This window comes from Arenimonas sp. SCN 70-307, from assembly GCF_001724815.1.
Taxonomy (GTDB): domain Bacteria; phylum Pseudomonadota; class Gammaproteobacteria; order Xanthomonadales; family Xanthomonadaceae; genus Arenimonas.
Genome location: NZ_MEDO01000010.1, coordinates 1 through 18,074 on the forward strand (window position 1 = coordinate 1; position 18,074 = coordinate 18,074).

The 18,074-nt window shown below is 70.5% G+C and carries 13 protein-coding genes; 7 read left to right on the top strand and 6 right to left on the bottom strand.

All coding sequences use genetic code 11. From position 1 onward, the window contains the following. The 4 genes from ABS41_RS04980 to ABS41_RS04995 form a co-directional block, all read right to left on the bottom strand. Window positions 1–3,520 (bottom strand): RHS repeat protein (locus ABS41_RS04980; RefSeq protein ID WP_290591503.1); only part of this gene is annotated, 3,520 nt, incomplete at its 3' end. Window positions 3,521–3,808: 288 nt separating this feature from the next. After that, entirely contained in the window at window positions 3,809–5,044 is a 1,236-nt protein-coding gene (locus ABS41_RS04985) for a type II toxin-antitoxin system HipA family toxin (RefSeq protein ID WP_290591506.1), read from the bottom strand. Next, window positions 5,041–5,373 (bottom strand): helix-turn-helix domain-containing protein, encoded by a 333-nt coding sequence (locus ABS41_RS04990; protein WP_290591508.1) that lies wholly within the window; start codon window positions 5,371–5,373, stop codon window positions 5,041–5,043. Before ABS41_RS04990 ends, ABS41_RS04985 begins: the two co-directional genes overlap by 4 nt. 139 nt (window positions 5,374–5,512) lie before the next feature. Continuing rightward, entirely contained in the window at window positions 5,513–6,088 is a 576-nt protein-coding gene (locus ABS41_RS04995; RefSeq protein ID WP_290591510.1) for a YceI family protein, read from the bottom strand. 207 nt (window positions 6,089–6,295) lie between these two features. Here ABS41_RS04995 and ABS41_RS05000 point away from each other — a divergent pair, with 207 nt between their 5' ends. Both ABS41_RS05000 and ABS41_RS05005 read left to right on the top strand, forming a co-directional pair. Then, window positions 6,296–7,096 carry a hypothetical protein gene (locus ABS41_RS05000; protein ID WP_290591512.1) on the top strand — a complete coding sequence of 267 codons (801 nt, stop codon included), beginning with the start codon at window positions 6,296–6,298 and terminating at the stop codon, window positions 7,094–7,096. A gap of 58 nt (window positions 7,097–7,154) precedes the next feature. Continuing rightward, window positions 7,155–8,105, top strand: a complete 951-nt coding sequence (locus tag ABS41_RS05005; protein ID WP_290591514.1) for a mitochondrial fission ELM1 family protein — start codon at window positions 7,155–7,157, stop codon at window positions 8,103–8,105. A gap of 154 nt (window positions 8,106–8,259) precedes the next feature. Here ABS41_RS05005 and glnE read toward each other — a convergent pair whose 3' ends face one another. Continuing rightward, window positions 8,260–11,064, bottom strand: a complete 2,805-nt coding sequence (gene glnE / locus ABS41_RS05010; protein ID WP_290591516.1) for a bifunctional [glutamate--ammonia ligase]-adenylyl-L-tyrosine phosphorylase/[glutamate--ammonia-ligase] adenylyltransferase — start codon at window positions 11,062–11,064, stop codon at window positions 8,260–8,262. A 93-nt stretch (window positions 11,065–11,157) separates the two neighbouring features. Here glnE and ABS41_RS05015 point away from each other — a divergent pair, with 93 nt between their 5' ends. Further along, the gene (locus ABS41_RS05015; protein WP_290591518.1) at window positions 11,158–11,409 is read left to right on the top strand and encodes a type II toxin-antitoxin system prevent-host-death family antitoxin; all 252 of its coding nucleotides are present in this window, start codon (window positions 11,158–11,160) and stop codon (window positions 11,407–11,409) included. Beyond that, window positions 11,406–11,660 (top strand): Txe/YoeB family addiction module toxin, encoded by a 255-nt coding sequence (locus tag ABS41_RS05020; RefSeq protein WP_290591520.1) that lies wholly within the window; start codon window positions 11,406–11,408, stop codon window positions 11,658–11,660. Before ABS41_RS05015 ends, ABS41_RS05020 begins: the two co-directional genes overlap by 4 nt. 139 nt (window positions 11,661–11,799) lie before the next feature. On the opposite strand, the gene ABS41_RS05025 is transcribed toward ABS41_RS05020, so the two are convergent. Continuing rightward, window positions 11,800–13,014, bottom strand: coding sequence for a magnesium transporter (locus tag ABS41_RS05025; RefSeq protein WP_290591522.1), 1,215 nt, complete (start codon window positions 13,012–13,014; stop codon window positions 11,800–11,802). A gap of 114 nt (window positions 13,015–13,128) precedes the next feature. Here ABS41_RS05025 and ABS41_RS05030 point away from each other — a divergent pair, with 114 nt between their 5' ends. The 3 genes from ABS41_RS05030 to ABS41_RS05040 all read left to right on the top strand — a co-directional run bounded on the left by ABS41_RS05030 (window position 13,129) and on the right by ABS41_RS05040 (window position 18,044). Continuing rightward, on the top strand, window positions 13,129–14,163 hold the full coding sequence (locus tag ABS41_RS05030; protein ID WP_290591524.1) for an efflux RND transporter periplasmic adaptor subunit: 1,035 nt from the start codon (window positions 13,129–13,131) through the stop codon (window positions 14,161–14,163). A 3-nt stretch (window positions 14,164–14,166) separates the two neighbouring features. Further along, the gene (locus ABS41_RS05035; RefSeq protein WP_290591526.1) at window positions 14,167–17,214 is read left to right on the top strand and encodes an efflux RND transporter permease subunit; all 3,048 of its coding nucleotides are present in this window, start codon (window positions 14,167–14,169) and stop codon (window positions 17,212–17,214) included. Window positions 17,215–17,342: 128 nt separating this feature from the next. Then, window positions 17,343–18,044, top strand: a complete 702-nt coding sequence (locus tag ABS41_RS05040; RefSeq protein WP_290591528.1) for a transposase — start codon at window positions 17,343–17,345, stop codon at window positions 18,042–18,044. The last annotated feature ends 30 nt before the right edge of the window (window positions 18,045–18,074 follow it).

Consider the following 18,074-nt stretch of genomic DNA (forward strand, 5'->3'; position numbering starts at 1 on the left):
CGGCCAGGCCGTCGGAGATGGCCGCCACGTTGCCGTTGGCGTCGTAGTCGTAGCTGTCGTCCAGCACCACGTTGGCGCCCAGCGCGCTGCGGCTGCGCTCGGGCAGCTGGCGCAGGTTGCGGCTCATGGTGTGCACGATGCCGTTGCCGTAGGTGAACTCGGCCAGGGCGCCGTTGGGGTGGTACGTGGCCCCGGTGGCGTAGGTGCCGGCCTGGGTGGCCTGGCCCAGGGCGTTGGGGGCGTAGGCCACCTGGTGCCCGCTGGGATAGGTGGTGGCGCCCAGGTGGCCCAGCGTGGTGTAGCTGTGGCTGCTTAGCCAGTTGATGGCGCCAAACTGCAGACGCTCGCTGCTGAGCAGACCGCGCTTGTTGTAGGTGTAGCTCAGCAGGGTCGGTGCCCGGCTGAGGGTGGCGACCTTGCCGTCGGCGGTGTAGGTGGTGGCCACGTCCGGCGTGGCGTCCGGGTAATCCACCAGCACCAGGCGGTTTCGGGCATCGTAGCTGCGCGTCACGCGCTCGCTGCTCGGCACCGAAGCGTTGCTGCACGCGCTCGTCGAAGTCAGGGCCTGTCCTTCCGCCGTCCATGCCACGTTGCCGCCGGCGTCGTACTCAAACAGCGCCGCGCCCGTCTCTGGCTCCACCCGCTTGCACAGTCGCATCCGGTCGTCATAGACGTAGTGGCGAGTCAGTGCCATCGGCGTCCCGCCGTAGCTGCCCGAACGGGTCAGCGACAGGGTTTGGCCCAGCACGTTCTTGACGATGTCGGTGGTCTGCTGCTCGGGCCGGCCCAGGGCGGCGATGATCTTCACCGGGCTGTCGGTGGCCGGCGCCTCGAAGGCCTGGAAGCGGGTCTCGGTGGCGTAGCCACGCGGGTTGGTTACACGGGTGACGAAGTCCGGCAGGTAGGCGTACTGGGTCACCAAGGCGCCCAGCTCGGAGTCCTGCTCGGTGCGCGTGGGGCGGCCGAGCGCATCGTAAAAACTGCGCACGCCCGTGGTCAGCGTGGCCGTCGTGCCTGGGTAGGCTTCGAAGCTCACCCGGCCGGCCACGTCATAGGCCTTGCGGCTGAATCGCTGGGTGCCGGCGATGTTGGCGGTGTCGTGCTCTTGCTCCACCACCGGGCGCCAGAGCGCGTCGTAGTAAGTGAACTTGCGGTAGTTGCCGCGGCTCTCGGTGCGGCGCCAGTGGCCGGGGCCCAGGCCATACTCGGTGGTGGCCACCTGCGCGTAGCTGATCTGGGTCGGTGCCCAGGCCACCACGTCGCCGGTGGGCCAGGTGATTTGCGCCAGGCGGCCGCCGGCATCGTAGGCGTACGTCGTCGCGTCGCCCAGCTCGTTGGTGGTCGAGGTGACCCGGCCGATGCTGTCGAGCGTGGCGGCCCGGGTCGTGCCGTCGGCAAAGACGATGCCGCGCGGAATGCCCCGGAACCAGTCGTTGAGCTGGGTCGTATTGTCCAGCGCGTCCTTGAGCGTGGCCACGGTGCCGTCGGCCCGGTAGGTGACCGTCTGCAGCAGCTGCGGCGCGGTGGCGGGCGTGGCCGTGGGGCTGCTGGCCTTGCCGGGGCCGTAAAAGCGCAGCGGGGCAGCCGTAACGGGGTCGAACTCGGTGCGCGAGAGGATCTGGCCCGACTCTTCATTCCAGGTCTGGGCCACCTGTCCCAGGATCCACTTGCCCAGGTGGTCGTGGTAAGTCGTCACGTCCCGGCGCGAGTAGCCCAGCGAGCTGAATCGCCGGTGCTGGACCGGCCGCACCCGGGCATCGAACTGCTCCACCAGCGAAGTGAACGTCACGCCCTGCCGAACGGTGGCGGTTTGCACAAGCGGCCGGTTGCGCGAGCTGGTCAGGTTGTCGCCGCTCCAGCGCGAGTCGATGCCCACTTCGTCCGGGAACGGCTGGCCGGCCAGGCTGGTGACGTAGCTCAGCGTCTTGGTCTGCAGGACCTGGCCACCTTCGATCACTTCCTCCTGCTGCAACTGGCCGTCGTTGATCATGTAGCGGTTGCCGAAGGTCAGGCGCAGCTGGCTGCCGTCGGGCTTGCTGACCGTGACGTGGCGGGTATGCGGGCCATAGTCCATCTGCGCCACCGGCGGCGCGCCGTAGGCGTAGTCCCACTGCATGGGTGCCAGGCCGGGGCCGCTGATCTGCTTGCGCTTGAGTGCGATCACGTCGAAGGTGCGCGGCGTCCAGCTCTGGAACTTCCAGTCTTCCTCGATCGGGTTGCCCATGGACGAAGGCATGCCGGTGGGCGTGAGCAGCATGTCGTAGCTGCAGTGGCTGTTCGGGACGCTGGCGCGGATGTGGCGCTGGTAGCGGAAGGTAAAGGTGCCGGTGGCGCCCGAGGGGTGGGTGATGGTGCCCACCCGCTCGTCGTTGGCGAGTCGCCGCTTCCAGCCGCACTCGGGCGAGTTCGGGTCCCAGTTGCCGTAGTACGGATCTAGCGGCTCGGTCGAGTAGTGCTGCGGCGCCACCGTGGCCAGCGCGAAGGTCCACTTCGAGTTGTCCGGGTAGGTCACCGTGCCCAGCTGGCCACCGCCCAAATAGGTGTAGAACACTGAGCGAACGCCATCAGTGACCGAGGTAATCCGCCCCGCGGCGTTGTAGCCCAGCCACAGGTTGCGGCCGTCGCTGGATGCGATGTTGGTCAGGCGCCCGGCGGTGCGGGTAAAGGTGACCCAGTTGCCGTGGGCGTCTTCGATGCGGCTGGCGTAGAGGCGGATTTCCTTGCGCTGCTCTTTAATCACCTGGCTCTGGCCAGTAATCGGATTAGGGGTTGTCCGGCGCTCGATTTCCTCCGCCTGGCTCACCACCATCTGGTCGAACCAGTATTTCGTGCCGTCCGGCGTCACCGCCAGGAAGCCCTCGCCGGTATAGCCCGCGCCCGTGCCGCCGTTGATCTGCAGGCTCGGCAGGCAGCTGATCTGCACCCGGTCACGCGTCGTCCAGCGCCACGGCCCGCCAGTGGTCGGCGTGTTCGGGTCGTTGGCAAACTTGAGCAGCAACGAGTTCGCGCCCTGGCCCGGGATCACCACGTCGTAGCCCTGCCAGTACATGCCAGCGGTGAACCCGTTGTAGCCTTTGGGCGCCAGGTTGATCACCGTGGTCGGCGAGCTGCAGCGGTTCTGGGGCGTCGCCGTATCCACCGCCCAGCCCACGTTCTGCAGGAACACGCCGCCGATGTAGGGCAGCTCCAGCTCCCAGTCGCCGAAAGCCTTGCCCACGGGGTTGTGGGCGGTCTCGGGGTCCTCGGGCGAAAACGAGCGGGCGATCTGCACCGCCAGGCCGTGGTTGCCGGGAATCGAGAGGTCGGTATGCCGGAAGCTGGTGGCGCCCGTGTAGAAGTTCACCTGCTCGCCGAACAGATCATCGCCCAGGGCACCCAGGACCTCGGCCGACTTGATGCGCTTGGCATCTTCTTCGTTGTAGCCCAACTGGGCCGAGGCCAGCCCGGGCAGGCAGGCCAGCGCCAAGATCGCGGCGGCCAGCGCGCCACGGGCACCACCAAAGCAACAACAAGAACGCATGCGAATTCCCCTGGATTCCCTGCGGGCCCACGCGTGCCGGATTGCCTGGCACGATGCGGGCGGTTGCAGGGATTGGGGCATGCTCCGCCCCCCCCGTGTCAATTTCGCTGACACGGGAAATCGGGGAAAGAATCACTAACTCAATTCGCCTCCAGAGCCTACGGCTGCAATGTCATGGCTCAGCCATGACAGCAATAGTAGACGCTGTGAGAAAATTTCGCGCCCAGGCCCGTTCAACCACGACAGCCGGAACGAGGAAAGAGGGAGCGCCGAAGCGCGTGAAGCACTTCAACGCGCGATGCTGATCACCGCCCCCATCAACGACAACTCGGCACCGCTGGCGCCCAATCCCCGCGCGACGCGCTCCCACGGCGCGACGGCCTGGCGGATCTCCTCGACCAGGCGCTCAGCCCGCTCCACCGACAATCGGAAAAACGCATGCTGCGCGATCAGAACCCGCGTGTCCGGCGTCGGGTCGGCGTCGTCGAGCGCGAGGACGTGCACGTCCTTGTCCGGGTTGGGATTGACGTCGAAGGCCGGCGAGAGCACCCAACCAGTCGGCTCGCGCAGGAAGCCATGGTTGCGCAGGTGGTCGTCGCGATTGCCCACGACGACATTGAATACGGCACGCCGGAACAGCTGCTCCAGTCCGTCCGCCACGGCACCGCTGGCCCCCTGGTTCTCGACCACCGACGCGATGTCCAGGTAACTCGCGCCTTCGCTTTCCATGTCCAGCAGCGTTTTGGCAGAGGCGAACATGCGCCGACCGGCCGGCACGCGATCAAAACGTTTGACTGCGAAAGTATGCCCGCGCGCCGAGAGCTCGAGCAGCTTCGCTTCCGGCATCTGGATGCCGGCATCGGTGGCGAGCTTCCACGCGACGTACTCCCACAGCCCTACGTCGTGGCGGTCTTCCGTGGAGGGAAACTTGGCCAGCCACAACTCGCCCTGCTCGTCGACGAAACTGGCCTTGGGGCGCGCACCGCCCAGCGAGCCGCCGGGCACGAGCAGCTGGCGCACCTGTTTGTCGACCTTTTCGCCTGCGCCCTGCTCCACCAGTCGCGCCGCGGCTTCGAGTTCACGCAAGGACGTCGAGGGAGGCGCACTTGGCTGGGCGCAGGCCAGGCACTGGCCGGTGCCGGGGTCGCGAAGCCGCAGGGCGCCCATCCGGGTGCCGTCATCCACGCCGAGCAGGTAGTCCCAGGCACGCAGGTTGCGGCGGGGTCGCGCCTGCTCGCGGGCGTCCATCGCCTCGCGGCGGTCCATCAGCAGCCGGCCCCAGCGGTCGGGTGAGCAGTCCTGAAGCACGCTGGGTGGCTGGGCGGGATCAGCGGCATGGAACGGACCCTCGCGCAGTGGCAGCGAGGGGTCGATCTCGAAGGCGTTCCGGTGCTCGAGCCACGCAAGGTCATATTCAAACCGGAGGATGTCGCCGCGACGCGATGCGTCCCGATACAGGCGCCCCACCAACGCGCGGCCGTTCGCCAGGCGGGCGTCTTCGAGCACGACCTCCACGCTGTTCACGACCGGTCCTCGCCCCCAGGCGACTTGCTCCGCCGCCGTGGGCGCTTGAGCTCGCTGTCCTGCAGCGCGCGGCCCAGCTCATCGCCGGCGGCGAGCGCGTCGATGTCCTGGGCCAGGCCCAGCACCTGCAGCACGCGGATAACCGTAGCCAGGCTGCTGCTGGGGTCGCCGGATTCAAGCTTGCGGATGGTAGGCAGCGTTACGCCCACCCGCTCGGCCACCATGGCTTGGGTCAGCTTGCGGCGAAGGCGGGCTGCACGCAGGCGCTCCCCCAGTGCTGCGAGCTGGCGGGCGTGGCGGGGGTGCGTGGGTGGGGTGAGGCGCGGCATGAAAAATATAGTTGCACTTAAATCAATCTATGGCAAGTATATTTGCCTACGGCGCAAGCAAGGGTAAAGAAAAGGGGTCGGAGGTGGTTTCCTTTGGAAACCACCTCCGCCCCCGGGGAACGCCAGGTTTTCGCGGGGATCAGCCGGCCTTCTGGGCCTCGACGGTGATCTCGATGCGCACTTCGTCGCTCACGGCCGGGGCGTAGCCGCCGACGCCGAACTCGCTGCGCTTGATGTCGAAGCTGGCGTCGAAGCCGACGGCCGGCTTCTTGGTCATCGGGTGCTCGCCGACCTTGTTGATGGTCACGTCCATCACCACTGGCTTGGTCACGCCGTGGATGGTGAGGTTGCCGGCCACGGCCAGCTTGCCCTCGCCGGCCACGGTGACGCCGGTGCTGGTGAAGGTGGCGGTGGGGAACTGCGCGGCGTCGAAGAAGTCGGCGCCCAGCAGGTGCTCGTCGAGCTTGGCCACGCCGGTGGAGATGCTGCTGACCGGGATGGTGACGCTGACGGTGCTCTTGGTCGGGTCGGCCACGTCGTAGTTGAACTCGGACTCGACGGTGTCGAAGCGGCCGGTGATGTTGGAGAAGCCGAAGTGGCTGTAGGTGAACTCGACCTGGGTGTGGGTCGGGTCGATGTTGTACTTCTCGGCAGCGAAGGCCGGGGCGGTGGCGACGGCCAGCAGGCCGGCGAGCAGCAGGGGCAGGGACTTCATGGGTGGTGTCTCCGGTGGACGAACCGGCAGTTTAGTCGTCCCAAACGTGCAACCAATGCGAAGGTACGGAACGTATCGTTGCGCCGGTTCGCTGCCGTGGCCCGACCGGGGGTTCGTGCTGCGTGAGGGTGTTTGAGCCCCGGCCCCCCGGCCGCGCGCTCCCGCCACCCGGCTCCGGGGGCGGCCATCCGATTGGAGAAGATCCACATGTTCCGATCCACCCTGTTCCTGGCCTTCGCGGCCAGCCTGGCCGCGGGCAGCGCCCTGGCCGACGAGTTCCAGTCCCCGCCCGCGGCCGAGAGCCTGGCCAAGGCCCGCCAGGCCCAGCTGGCCGCGGCCCGCGGCGGCGTCTCCACGGCGGCGGCGCCCACGGTCGAGGAAGTCGGCGACGCCGACAGCTTCGGCCGCGGCGTGAAGTGGCTGGGCCTGATGTCGGGCTTCGCCTTCCTGTCCACCGACTGCACCCCGCCTCCGGGCGAGCCGGCCGACCCGAACTGCGTGCAGCTCAACCCTGCGCCGGGCTTCACCACTTTCGTGGTGCCCGACGTGGCCGCGATCACGCTGCCGGGCAAGAGCGCCGAGTCGCTGCTGTGCCACAGCCAGACGCCGGTGACGTCCGTGGTGTACGCCAACAACACCGGCGCGCGGCAGCAGTACCGCTTCCAGCTGCTGGCCAGCTACCGCATCGAGAGCGAGGTGCTGCAGGGCCTGAACGACCCGAACACCGGCGACCCGTACAACGGCGCCATCGAGATCGGCATCGGCAACCTCGTCGACTCCGGCTACCTCGAGCCGGGCGACAACTTCGTCAAGCAGTACACGCAGACCCGCGCCTGCATCGGCGGCATGGTCAGCCGGCGCGCCCTGGTCGATGCCTACGGCCTGACGGCGGCCCAGGCCAGGCAGTTCTTCCGCAAGCCCATCACCCTGCGCATGACCATCCGCGGCAACGCGCGCATGGTGGACGCGGCCTCGATCAACGTCGGCACCCGCGTCACCGGCGACTGAGCCGCCCGGCGCCGCCGCGGCCTCGCGGCGGCGCCGCTTTCCGGGCTAGGCTTTGGCCATGCCCGACTTCCCCAACCCGCCCTGGGCGCTGCACGACGGCGCCGCCGGCCATCGCCGCCAGGTGCTGGCGCTGGCCGAAGCGCTGGCGCCTGCGCCGCGCGAGATCGAACTGCACGCACAAGCGCCGTGGTCGTGGCTGGCGCCGCGGCGGCTGGCGGGCGCCGAACGCGCGTTCGGCGAGGCCTTCGCCGCGTCGCTGGCGCAGCCGCCCGCTTGGGCGCTCGGCGCGGGTCGTCGCGCGGCGCTGGCCACGCGCCTGCTGCGCGAGCGCGGCAGCCGGGTGGTGCAGGTGCTGCACCCGCGCATCGACACGCGGCACTGGGACCTCGTGGTGGCGCCCGAACACGACGGCCTGCGCGGGCCCAACGTGATCACGCTCACCGGCAGCCTCAATCCGGTGGATGACGCCTGGCTCGCGCAGGGCCGCGCGACCTTCCGCGCGCTGGGCGAACTGCCGGGCCCGCGCACGGTGCTGCTGCTGGGCGGGCCGACGCCGGCGGTGCGCTTCGACCGCGGCGCCTTCGAGGTGCTGGCCGCCAAGCTCGAGCACTGGCTGGCGATGGAGGGCGGCAGCCTGGTGGTGATCGGCTCGCGCCGCACGCCGGCCAGCCTGGCCACGCTGGCGCGCCGCTACTGGGCCGACACGCCGGGCAGCCGCTGGTTCGGCAGCGAAGACGGCGACAATCCCTACGCCGGCGCGCTGGGCTGGGCCGACCGCCTGGTGGTGTCGCCCGACTCGGTGAACATGCTCTCGGAAGCCTGCGCCACCACGGCGCCGGTGTACGTGCCCGAACCGGAACGCGCGAGCGGCCGCGTGCGCCGCTACCTCGACACCCTGCTCGCCCGCGGCCGCATCCGCCCGCTCGGCAAACTCCCCGAAGACGCCCCCGCCGAACCCCTGCGCGAAACGCCGCGCATCGCCGCGCTCGTTCGCGAGCGCCTGGGGTGAGTTCGCGATTCAACGCGGATCAGATCGGATGAAAAACGGATAAGAGCAAGGAAGAAAATGGGGTCGGAGCACATTTGCGCTTGAACTGCCCGTTTCAAACACAAATGTGCTCTGACCCCATTTTGATTTGGCTCTATTCGCTCTTATCCGTTCTTCATCCGATCTGATCCGCGTTCAAAAACGAGACCCCACAAGCGACGCACGCAGCACGGACCGCGGCGCGGGCGGCGTCGAGGGCGTCGTCGGGGGGCACGATGCGGGGGCGCTGGTCGAGGGTGCAGTCCAGGCCGAGGTCGAGCATCAGCGCGTGGGCCTCGAGCAGGGGCTGCAGGTGGCCGGGCGGCAGCACGCCGGCGTGGTCGAGCGCGCGAAGCAGCGCCGGCGTGTCGCGCGGCGTGCACAGCGCCGGGTGCGCCGCCGCGTGCTGCAGCACCAGCGCCTGCACCAGGAATTCCAGGTCCACCAGCCCGCCCTCGCCCTGCTTGAGGTCGAAGCGACCCGGGCCGCTGCGGTCGAGCTCGGTGCGCATGCGCCGGCGCATCGCCCGCACGTCCTCGCGCAGCGCCTCGGGTTCGCGCGGCGCGCGCAGGGTTTCGTCGCGGATGCGCTCGAAAGCCGCGCGCACCGGCGCCGCGCCAGCGATCGGCCGCGCGCGCACCAGCGCCTGCCGCTCCCAGGTCCAGGCGCGCTGGCGCTGGTAGTCGGCAAAACTTTCCACGCTCGACACCAGCATGCCCTTGGCGCCGTCGGGGCGCAGGCGTACGTCCACTTCGTAAAGCTTGCCGGCGCTGGTGACCGTGCCCAGCAGGCTGACCAGGCGCTGCGCCAGCCGCCCGAACCAGCGGTTGGCATCGAGCGGGCGCGCCCCGTCGGAGACGGCATCGGCGGGGGCGTCGTGCAGGAACACCAGGTCGAGGTCGGAGCCGAAGCCCAGCTCGCGCCCGCCCAGGCTGCCGTAGCCCAGCACCGCCAGGCCCGCGCCGGGGATGCGGCCGTGCTGGCGCGCCAGGTCGCGCTCGGCCAGCTGCAGCAGCACGCCCAGCAAACCTTCGGCCAGCGTCGCCAGGCGCGAGGCCGCCTGCACCGGCGGCAGGCGCAGGCCCATCGTGGCCAGCGCCAGGCGGAAGCCGATGGCCTGGCGCAGTTCGTTGAGCGCGTTCAGGCCCGCCTCGACGTCGTCTTCGGGCAGGCGCGCGGTGGCCTCGTCCACGAGATCGTTGATCTCTTGCTCGTCGGGCACCGGGCCGGCGGCGCGGGTGTCGAGCAGTTCGTCGAGCAGCAGCGGGTGTGCGGCCAGGCGCTCGGACAGCAGCGCGCTGCGCGCGGTCACGTCCACCAGGCGCGCGAGCGCGGCGGGCTGTTCGTCGAGCAGGGCCAGGTAGCTGGTGCGCCGGGCCACGGCCTGCAGCAGCGCCAGGCCGCGCGGCAGCGCCGCGTCGGGCGCCTGCGAGCGCGCGGCGGCGGCCATCAGCTCGGGCAACACGTTGTCCAGGCGCTGGCGGCCGCGCGCCGACAGCGAGCGCACCGCCGGCGTGCGGGCGAAGTCGCGCAGCTGCGCGTCCAGGCCTTCGGCGTCGGTGAAGCCGGCATCGGCCAGCACGCCGGCCTCGCCGCCGTCGGGCAGCGCGCGCCAGTACTGCACCAGCGCGTTCGCGGGCGCCTTGCGGCGGCGGCGCGCTTCGAGCAGGCCGGCGAATTCTTCGGCCACGACGCTGCGGTGGGCATCGAGCTCGGTGAACATTTCGCGTTCGCCCGGGTAGCCGAGGCCGCGGGCGATGCGGTGGCGCGCCACCGGGTCGTCGGGCAGCGCGTGCACCTGCTGGTCGGCCAGCATCTGCACGCGGTTCTCGAGCCGGCGCAGGTGGCGGTAGGCCGCGGCCAGGCGTTCGGCGGTGGCGGCCGTGACATGGCCGGCGTCCGCCAGCCCCGACAGCACGGGCAGCAGCGAGCGGCCGCGCAGTTCCGGCTCGCGCCCGGCGCGGATCAGCTGCAGGGCCTGCACCAGGAACTCCACCTCGCGGATGCCGCCCGGGCCGAGCTTGAGGTCTTCGGCCAGCTCGCGCCGCTGCACTTCGGCGGCGATCAGCGCCTTCATCTCGCGCAGGCCGTCGAGCGCGCTGTAGTCGAGGTAGCGGCGGTAGACGAAGGGCCGCAGCGTCTCGAGCAGGCGCTCGCCGGCGGCGATGTCGCCGGCCACGGGGCGGGCCTTGATCCAGGCGTAGCGCTCCCAGTCGCGGCCCTCGCGCTGGTAGTACTGCTCCATCGCGCCGAAGCTCAGGGCCAGCCGGCCGCTGCTGCCGAAGGGGCGCAGGCGCAGGTCGACGCGGTGGCAGAAACCGTCGGCGGTGACGTCGCCCAGCAGCTGCGCCAGGCGCTGGCCCAGGCGCGTGAACCAGGCCTCGGCGTCGAGCGCACGCGCGCCGTCGGACTGGCCGTGTTCGGGGAAGGCGTAGACGAGGTCGACGTCGGAACTGAAGTTCAGCTCGCCGCCGCCGAGCTTGCCCAGGCCGAACACCACCAGTTGCTGCGGCTCGCCGGCGGCGTTGCGCACGGTGCCGTGGGCCTGGCGCAGCACGCCCGACAGGGCGTCGACGCCCGACTGCAGGGCCTGGTCGGCGATGCGGCTGGCGCCGGCGAGCGTGGCGTCCACGTCGTCTTGGCCATGCAGGTCGCGCCAGACCAGGCGCGTGGATTCGCGCGTACGCCAGCGGCGCAGCTGCGCCGGCCAGTCGACCGGGCTTTCGGGCGCCAGCGCCGGCGGCGGCTCGGCCGGGCCGTCGAGCCGCGCCAGCAATTCCGGCTGTCGCGCCAGGGTGTCGATGGCGAAATCGCTGGCCATCGCCAGCCGCGCCAGCGCCGCACGCCGCGCCGGCACGTCCAGCGCCCCCGGCGCCCGCTCCGCCAGCCGCCCCAGGGCATTGTCGACATGGGCCTGCGCGGCCTGCTCAAGCGAATCCATCGGGCGATGGTAAATCGCACGCCCGCCGCCGTGGTTCCCTGATTGACCGGCGGCGGAGCAATACGTACAGTATTCTGTACATATGGAGTCGCCATGGACACCCTGACCTACACCGCCGCCCGCGCCGCCCTCGCGTCCACCATGGACCGCGTGGTGAACGACCACGAGCCGGTCATCATCACCCGCGGCAACCAGCAGTCGGTGGTGATGGTGTCGCTGGAGGACTACAAGGCGATGGAAGAAACCGCCTACCTGCTGCGCAGCCCGAAGAACGCGCGGCGCCTGCTCGAATCGGTGGCCCAGCTCGAAGCCGGCCGCGGCAAGGTCCGGCCGCTGTCGGAGTGATCAAGCAGTTCTCGGACAACGCCTGGCAGGACTACCTGCATTGGCAGCAGGCCGACCGCCAGCTGCTGAGGCGGGTGAACGAGCTGATCAAGGCCATCGAGCGCGATCCTTTCGCGGGCATCGGCAAGCCCGAGCCGCTGCGCCATGCCCTGGCCGGCTACTGGTCGCGCCGCATCAACGACGAGCACCGCCTGGTCTACAAGGTCGAAGGCAAGGTGCTGATGATTGCCGCGGTTCGCTACCACTACTGAGCGCGCGGGCGGCTGGAAAAAAGAAAGCCCGCAGCGCGATGCAGCTGCGGGCTTTCAGCTCCCTCCCCCACGTCGGAAGCACGGGCATCGTGGCCCGGCGGCGGGGGGCGTTGCACGTTGCAGTGCAACATGCCGCGGCTCAGAGCACCAGCCAGGTCACCAGGCCAAGGAACGCACCCATGGAAACCACGTCGGTGAGCGTGGTCAGGAAGATGCTCGAGGCCGTCGCCGGGTCGGCGCCCATGCGCTTGAGCGCCAGCGGGATCGTGGCGCCGGCCAGGCCCGCGATCATGCAGCTGATGGCCATGGCGGCCAGCGTGATCAGGCCCAACGCCAGCGCATCGCCGCCACCGTCGCGGGCCACCACCCAATACATGGCCGCGCCGGCCAGTGCGCCGGTCACGACGCCATTGACCAGGCCCAGCACGCCCTCCTTGGTGATGATCTTGGCGATGCCCAGGCCCTTGAGCTCGCCCAGCGTCATGCCGCGCAGCATCACCGCCAGCGACTGCGCGCCGAGGTTGCCGCTCTGGCCGCCCAGCACCGGCAGGAACACCGCCAGCACGACCACGCGGTTGATGGTGTCCTCGAAGTAGCCGACCACCGCCGCCGCCACGAACACCGTCAGCAGGTTCACCAGCAGCCAGGGGTTGCGGAAGCGGAAGGCGCGCCACAGCGGCGTGGCCAGGCGTTCTTCCTTCTCGACGCCGACCATGGCGCCGGCCTGCGCCGAGATCTCGAAGGCCTGCTGCTCGAACAGCACCTGGCCGCGCACCTGGCCCACCAGGTGGCCGTCGTCCTCGCACACCGGGTAGACCGGGTAGTGGCGCGTCACCACCTCGCGCATCGCGTCTACCAGCGGCATGCGCGGGCGCAGGCAGAACGGGCTGCGGATCATCACTTCGTCGAGCGCGCGGGTGCGATCGGCGTAGAGCAGGTCGCGGAAGGCCACCACGCCCAGCAGCTTCTGCGCGCCATCGACCACCCACAGGTAGGTGACCAGGCGCTGCTTGACCACCTCGCGCAGCGCCTCGATCGCCTCCGACACCGTCGTGCCGGAAACGAAGACCGCCGGCGGGTCCTCGAGCAGGCGGCCCACCGAGCCCTCCGGGTAGCGCTGGGCGTCGGCCCAGTCGGTGCCGGCCGGCGCCGCGGCGATGACCGCGGCGCGGTCACCCACCGACATCGCCGCCAGCAGCACGTTCGCCCGAGCCGGCGGCAGGCTGGCCAGCAGCCGCGCCTTTTCGGCGGGCGCCCGGCCCTCGAGCTGCCTGAGCGCCGAGTCGGTGTCGAGCGCACCGATGCGCTTGGCCAGGTCCGGGGCGGCGCCGGGCGCCGTTTGCGTATCGGTCACGTGCAGCTCCTGTGAAAACCCCTGATAACGAGCTAAGCCTAGCCCAAGGGACACATGCCGCGCTGCCCCGCTTCTGGGACAATCGCCGCCTCGCACCCCACGGCGAAACCCCACATGCTGCGCACCACCTCGCGGGCCCTGCCCGCCCTGCTGCTCGTCGCCGCGCTCGCGGCCTGTTCCACCGACACCCCCGAAGCCCCCGGCGCCCCGGCGCTGAGCGTCAGCGTCGCGGAAGCTTCGCGACTGTCGCTGCCCGAGCGCATCCCGGCCTCGGGGTCCATCGCGGCCTGGGAGGAGGTATCGCTGGGCGTGGAGCTCTCCGGCCAGCGCGTCGCCTCGGTCGCGGTGGAAGTGGGCGACGTGGTGCGCCAGGGCCAGCCCCTGCTGCAGCTCGACACCCGTACGCTGGCGATGGAGCTGCGCCAGGCCGAAGCCAACCTCGAGGTGGCCGCCGCCAACGCCCGCCGCGGCGAGCGCCTGCTGCGCGAGAAGCTGGTGGCCGCCAGCGAGGCCGAGCAGCTGATCGCCGGCGAGGTCACGGCCCGCGCCGCCGCCGAAAACGCCCGCCTGCGCATGGACTTCGCCACCCTGCGCGCGCCGCACGACGGCATCGTCTCGGCGCGCAGCGTGCAGCCCGGCCAGGTGGTGGCGGCCGGCACCGAACTGCTGCGCCTGATCCGCGACCAGCGCCTGGAATGGCGCGCCGAGCTGCCCGAATCGCAGTTCGTGCGCGTCGCCGCCGGCACGCCGGTGCGCCTGCGTGGCCCGGACGGCGCGTTGGTGGAAGGCAGCGTGCGCGCCGTGTCGCCGGCGCTGGACCCGCGCAGCCGCACCGGCACCGTCTACGCCGACCTGCCGGCGCCGGGCGTGCTGCGCGCCGGCATGTTCGCCGCCGGCGAGCTGCTGCTGGCCGAGCGCGAGGCCAACACCGTGCCCGCCGCCGCCGTGGTCGAGCGCGACGGCCATGCCTACGTGTTCGTGCTGGCCGAAGACGATCTCGTCAGCCGCCGCCGCATCACCCCGGGCGCCCGCAGCGGCGCGGTGGTGGAGGTGCGCGACGGCCTGGAGGGCGGCGAGAAAGTCGTGGTGGAGGGCGCCGGCTTCCTGGCCGACGGCGACCGCGTGCGCGTCGTGCCGGCCGGCGGCTGAGCCATGGCGATCAACTTCTCCGCCTGGTCCATCAACCGGCCGCTGCCGGCCATCCTGCTGTTCATCCTGCTGGGCATCGTCGGCCTGGTGGGTTTCCAGCAGCTGGCCGTGTCGCGTTTCCCCGACATCGCCTACCCGGGCGTCACCGTCAGCGTGGCGCTGCCGGGCGCCACGCCCAACCAGCTCGAAACCGAGGTCACCCGCCGCATCGAGGACTCGATCGCCACGCTGCCCGAGGTGAACAAGCTGATCTCGACCGTGGTCGAGGGCAACTCCACCACCTTCGTGGAGTTCAAGCTCAGCAAGGACCTCGGCGACGCGCTCGACGAAGTGCGCGACGCCGTCACCCGCATCCGCACCGACCTTCCGCAGGACATCCAGGAACCGGTGGTGGCCAAGCTCGAGATCGTGGGCGGCACCCTGGTGACCTACGCGGTGGCCTCGCCGACGATGACCGAGGACGAACTGAGCTGGTTCGTCGACGATGAAGTGACCAAGGCCATGTTCACCGTGCCCGGCGTGGGCCAGGTGACGCGCGCCGGCGGCGTGAACCGCGAGGTGCAGGTGGACCTGCGCCCGGGCGTGCTGGCGGCCTATGGTCTGACGGCCGGCCAGGTCTCGCAGCAGCTGGCGGCCTCGCAGCTCGAGCGCAGCGGCGGCCGCGCCACCTGGGCCGGCGGCGAGCAGGCCATCCGCGCGGTGGGCACGGTGCAGCGCGCCGAAGAGCTGGCGCTGTTCCCCATCGTGCTGCCCGACGGCAGCCAGGTGCCGCTGTCGGCCCTGGCCGAGGTGAAGGACGGCCACGAGGAGCGCCGCGGCCTGGCCCTGCTCGACGGCCAGCCGGTGGTGGCCTTCGGCATCACCCGCACGCGCGGCTCGAGCGAGCTCGAGGTCGGCGCCGGCGTCGAAGCCGCGATCAAGCGGCTCGAAGCCGCGCACCCGGGCGTGAAGTTCAACCTGGTCAGCACCGCCGTGGACGAGGTCAAGGGCTCGTACCGCTCGTCGATGATGATGCTCTGGGAAGGCGCGCTGCTGGCGGTGCTGGTGGTGTGGTTCTTCCTGCGCGACTGGCGCGCGACCTGGATCTCGGCCGTGGCGCTGCCGCTGTCGATCATCCCCACCTTCGGCGTGATGTGGCTGTTCGACTTCAGCCTCAACCTGGTGACCCTGCTGGCGCTGGCGGTGGTGGTGGGCATCCTGGTGGACGACGCCATCGTCGAGGTCGAGAACATCGACCGGCACATGGGCATGGGCAAGCCGCCCAAGCAGGCCGCCACCGAGGCGGCCGACGAGATCGGCCTGGCGGTGATCGCCACCTCGGCCACGCTGGCGGCGGTGTTCGTGCCGGTGGCCTTCATGCCGGGCATCGCCGGCAAGTTCTTCCTCGAGTTCGGCTGGACCGCGGCCACCGCGGTGATGTTCTCGCTGATGGTGGCGCGCCTGCTGACGCCGATGATGGCGGCCTACCAGCTCAAGCCCAAGCCGCACGTCGAGAAGGAATCGAAGCTGATGCGCTGGTACCTGGGCCTGGTCGAGTGGGCCCTGGCCCACCGCGCCATGACCCTGTGGGGCGCGCTGCTGATGTTCATCGGTTCGCTGGCGCTGGTGCCGCTGATCCCGTCCACCTTCATCCCGGGCTCGGACCTGGGCCGCAGCAACCTCAGCATCGAGCTCGCGCCGGGCGCCACGCTCGAACAGACGGCGGACATGAGCGAGCGCGCCCGCGCGCTGATTTCCGACATCCCGGAGCTGCGGCAGGCCTACGCCACCGTCGGCGGCATCCTCGACCTGGGCGACCCGGCGGTGAGCGGCGTGGCCGACGTGCGCAAGGCGGTGATGGTGCTCGACTGGGGCCCCGAGGGCGATCGCGACCGCTCGCAGAAGGAGCTCGAGCGCGAAGTGCGCGAGCGGCTCACCGCCCTGCCGGGCGTGCGCCAGCGCTTCATCTCCAGCGAGCCGGGCGAGCAGCTGATGCTGGTGCTCACCGGCAGCGACCCGGACCGGCTCTACCAGGCCTCGCAGGCCTTCGAGCGCGACCTGCGCTCGATGCCGGGCCTGGGCACGGTCAGCTCGACGGCCTCGCTGCTGCGACCGGAGCTGATCGTCGTGCCCGATGCGCGCCGCGCCGCGGACCTGGGCGTGTCCACGCTCGACATCGCCGAGGCCGCGCGCATCGCCACCAGCGGCGACTACCGCCAGCGGCTGTCGAAGCTCAACCTGGCCGACCGCCAGATCCCGATCCGCGTGCGCCTGGCCGAGGACGGCCTGTCCGACCCCGACCTGCTGGCGCTGCTGCGCGTGCCCAGCGCCCACGGCGGCACCGTGCCGCTGTCGGCCGTGGCCGAAGTGCGCACCGGCGCCGGGCCCTCGGTGGTCAACCGCTTCGCGCGCGAGCGCAACATCACCTTCACCGCCGAGCTCAACGGCCGGCCGCTGGGCGAGGTGATGGCCGAGGTCGAGCAGCTGCCCTCGCTGCAGCAGCTGCCGCCCGGCGTGCAGGTGCTCAACACGGGCGATTCGGAAGTGTTCGTCGAGCTCTTCACCGGCTTCGCGCTGGCGATGGCGGCGGGCCTGTTCTGCGTGTACGCGGTGCTGCTGCTCCTGTTCAACCACGCCAGCCACCCGCTGATCATCCTGATGGCGGTGCCGCTGTCGGCCGGCGGCGCCTTCGGCGCGATGCTGCTCACCGGCACGATGCTGTCGCTGCCGGCGCTGATCGGCCTGCTGATGCTGATCGGCATCGCCACCAAGAACTCGATCCTGCTGGTGGACTACGCCGTCATCGCCGAGGACGAAAAGGGCATGAACATGCACGACGCACTGGTGGACGCCTGCCGCAAGCGCGCCCGCCCGGTGATCATGACCACGATCGCGATGAGCGCCGGCATGACCCCGATCGCGCTGGGCCTCGGCGCCGACGCCGCCTTCCGCCAGCCCATGGCCGTGGCCGTCATCGGCGGCCTGATCACCTCCACCGCCCTGAGCCTGGTCGTCGTGCCCGCCGCCTTCGCCGCCATGGAAACCTTCACCCGCCGCTTCACCCGCCGCTAAGAAACGGGGTCAGGTTCACTTTAAGAAAGGGGGTCAGGTTCACTTCCCCCTCAACGCCGGAGGATTCCGAGTCGCCGGCGGGTGATTTGACGATGGCCCGCCACCCTCGCCGGTGGCGGACTGGACCCATGGCCCGTCTCCCGCGCATCGACCTCCCCGGCATCCCCCAGCACGTCGTGCAGCGCGGCAACAACCGCCTGCCGTGCTTCCTCGACCACCGCGACCGATGGGAATACCTGGCCACGCTGGGCGAAGCCCTGCAGCACACGGACTGCCAGTTGCACGCCTACGTGCTGATGGAGAACCACGTCCACCTGCTGGTGACGCCGCCGCGAGCCGGCGCCGTGGGCGCGCTGATGCAGCGTCTGGGGCGCCGCTACGTGGCCTGGTTCAATGCCCGGCACGAGCGCACGGGCACGCTGTGGGAGGGGCGCTACAAGGCCTGCCTGGTGGACAGCGAAACCTACGTGCTGCGCTGCGCCCGTTACATCGATCTCAATCCAGTGCGCGCCCGGCTCACCAGCGACCCGGCCAGCTACCCCTGGTCGAGCTGCGCCGCACTGCTTGGGCTTCGCGATGAACCCCTGCTCACGCCGCATCCGGCGCAGCGCGCGCTCGACGCAACACAAAGGCAGCCCGGCAAGGCTTACGCCGAGCTCCTCAGCGAAGCACTTCCCGCCGAAGAGCTCGACGCGATCCGCCTCTACCTCCGGCAGCAGCGCGCCTGGGGCCGGGACGACTTCCGGGCCATGGTCGAATCGAAGACCCGGCGTTTCGCCAGCGTGCGCCCGGCGCACCGGCCACGGCAGACGAGTGGGGCCAGGAAGTGAACCTGACCCCCTTTCTTTAAGTGAACCTGA

What these genes read in the sequence shown, in the direction of transcription:
- ABS41_RS04990 (WP_290591508.1), bottom strand. Translation starts at nt 5,373, where the DNA reads ATGCCGCGCCTCACCCCACCCACGCACCCCCGCCACGCCCGCCAGCTC.
- ABS41_RS04995 (WP_290591510.1), bottom strand. Translation starts at nt 6,088, where the DNA reads ATGAAGTCCCTGCCCCTGCTGCTCGCCGGCCTGCTGGCCGTCGCCACC.
- ABS41_RS05000 (WP_290591512.1), top strand. Translation starts at nt 6,296, where the DNA reads ATGTTCCGATCCACCCTGTTCCTGGCCTTCGCGGCCAGCCTGGCCGCG.
- ABS41_RS05005 (WP_290591514.1), top strand. Translation starts at nt 7,155, where the DNA reads ATGCCCGACTTCCCCAACCCGCCCTGGGCGCTGCACGACGGCGCCGCC.
- glnE (WP_290591516.1), bottom strand. Translation starts at nt 11,064, where the DNA reads ATGGATTCGCTTGAGCAGGCCGCGCAGGCCCATGTCGACAATGCCCTG.
- ABS41_RS05015 (WP_290591518.1), top strand. Translation starts at nt 11,158, where the DNA reads ATGGACACCCTGACCTACACCGCCGCCCGCGCCGCCCTCGCGTCCACC.
- ABS41_RS05030 (WP_290591524.1), top strand. Translation starts at nt 13,129, where the DNA reads ATGCTGCGCACCACCTCGCGGGCCCTGCCCGCCCTGCTGCTCGTCGCC.
- ABS41_RS05035 (WP_290591526.1), top strand. Translation starts at nt 14,167, where the DNA reads ATGGCGATCAACTTCTCCGCCTGGTCCATCAACCGGCCGCTGCCGGCC.
- ABS41_RS05040 (WP_290591528.1), top strand. Translation starts at nt 17,343, where the DNA reads ATGGCCCGTCTCCCGCGCATCGACCTCCCCGGCATCCCCCAGCACGTC.